The organism is Streptomyces sp. NTH33 (genome assembly GCF_003236365.1).
In the GTDB taxonomy this organism is placed as follows: domain Bacteria; phylum Actinomycetota; class Actinomycetes; order Streptomycetales; family Streptomycetaceae; genus Streptomyces.
Map to the genome: position 1 here is coordinate 1 of NZ_POTZ01000870.1, position 1,470 is coordinate 1,470.

At 69.9% G+C, this 1,470-nt stretch carries 1 protein-coding gene; it reads right to left on the reverse strand.

Annotated elements, in window-relative coordinates; genetic code table 11:
- Nucleotides 1-256: 256 nt before the first annotated feature.
- On the reverse strand, nt 257-997 hold the full coding sequence (locus tag C1I97_RS37120; RefSeq protein ID WP_111007268.1) for a peptidoglycan recognition protein family protein: 741 nt from the start codon (nt 995-997) through the stop codon (nt 257-259).
- Between the last annotated feature and the right edge of the window lie 473 nt (nt 998-1,470).

Below are 1,470 nucleotides of genomic sequence, written 5' to 3' on the forward strand. Positions count from 1 at the left end.
CTCTCATGTCCTCCTCGTCGAGGTGGCAACAGGTGCTGTGGTGGCCGCTGAACACCGCCCACCACAGCACCTCTTGCCACCTCGACGAGGAGGACATGAGAGCGCGGTTCGCGAGTGTTCAAGCGGATCTGTCGTCGCCTGATGGTGTGGGTGCGGGCGAAATCTTCGCGACCTGCGGAGGCCTCCTCGCCCGGCCGCCGCCCGACTGGCCGAGGCGTTGCATCGTCACAGGTCAGGGCCGTTTGATGAAGTACTACTAGGCAAATGCGGCGCCCCAGGTGGCCGGCCCGACGATGCCGTCCACACTCAGGCCCTTGCGCGACTGGAAGCTGCGGCAGGCGGAGTCGGAGCCCGGCCCGTACTGGCCGTCCACGGTGAGGGAGTAGCCGTGCGCGCTGTTCATCCGGTATTGCCAGGTCGCCACGCTGGCGTGCACGAAGGTCGGCGGCTGGCGGAAACTCACCCCGGGGTGAGGCAAGGGCCCGCCACCGGGGTTGACCTCGCCGCTGAGCACTCGGGAGTACAGGTTGCCCGGGCAGTCGGTCGCGTGGTGGTCGCGGTGGCCGGTGATGGCCCGCGCGGCGCCGCCCGACACCCGCAGGCGGTTGATCCCGTGGCGGATGGCGTCGATCAGTCCGGCCGTGATGGTGTCGTAGCTGCTGATGGTGCCGCCGGTCAGCGCACAGACCGCGTACCAGTCGTCGTTGCCCTGCGTGGTGCCCTGGGCGGCGGTACGGACGTACTCGCCGCGGCCCTGGAAAAGGTAGCCGTGGATGCAGGCGAGGTGGCTGTAGGCGATGTCCGACCAGCCGTTGGAGTCCATGTGGTAGTTCTGGATGCCCCGCACCTGGCCGGCGCAGTCGGCGTGGTCGGCCTTGGCCACCTTCACGGCGTCGACATGATGGACGACCACGCCGCCCTGTTCCGGGGTGATGTTGCTGCTGACGCTCTTCGGCGCCCGGGCGCCCCACTGGGAGCGGGTGACGAACGTGGCCATCAGCGCCGCCCTCCTCGGCCCAGGGCACAACTGACGGCGGCGTTCAACGGCTCGGCGTGGGCATTGCGCGCCGCGTCGGGGCCGTAGACGGCGCCGGCGTGGCGGGGGTGCGTGACGATGGGGAGCTCGCGGTTCCCCGCCGGGAGGGGAGTGGCGGCATGCACGGGTCCGGAACATATGACGGGCAGCGCGAGCGCACCGCCGGCTGCCGCCAGCAGGGCGGCGCGGCGAGATGGGCCGTGAGTCAACGGTCCTCCAGGTGACGTGAAGTGAGTTCGATTGTCCGGAGGTTGTCAGGGACTCGTCAATACATCGGGAGGATGCAACCAGCCTGCTACAGCGGGGATTCGGGAGGGCCGACGTGGCGGGTTCCGTTCGGGACGGCCGCCGGGAAATCCCCGGGGACAGCGCCAGGCCGGTCGGCCTCGGCACCGGGGCGGAGGTCCGTGATGACGAGGTGGGGGGGGGAGATG